We start from the raw sequence: 297 nt of genomic DNA, 5'->3' as shown, positions 1-297 counted from the left end.
TGGATTAAAAAACATTGGAAGGAGGAAGAGTTTCTATGACGCATTATTCAAAAGAAGATAGGCGCAATTATACTTTAGATTTAATAGAAAGCAATGAACGTGAATCTATGGAAGAACACCTTTATGAATGTGATCATTGTTAAGCACTTTATATGGAAAGTATCGATTAAAAACATGAAAAGCTTCCATTGATAAATGTTGATTCATTTACGAATGATGTTATGACGCATATTGATTTAGAAACGCTACATCCTAATGAAAATATAAAAACAAACTCATTAAAGCGAAGGATTATTC

The 297-nt window shown here is 30.0% G+C and carries 1 pseudogene; it reads left to right on the top strand.

The window, feature by feature from the left end:
* Window positions 1–35 precede the first annotated feature (35 nt).
* Window positions 36–297, top strand: a pseudogene (locus ACSG5Z_RS30925) (hypothetical protein); the annotation flags it as partial.

It is taken from the genome of Bacillus pretiosus (assembly GCF_051294775.1).
Classification (GTDB): Bacteria; Bacillota; Bacilli; order Bacillales; family Bacillaceae_G; genus Bacillus_A; species Bacillus_A wiedmannii.
Note: the sequence above shows the minus strand (reverse complement) of the source record. Positions and strands in the feature narration are given on the sequence as shown.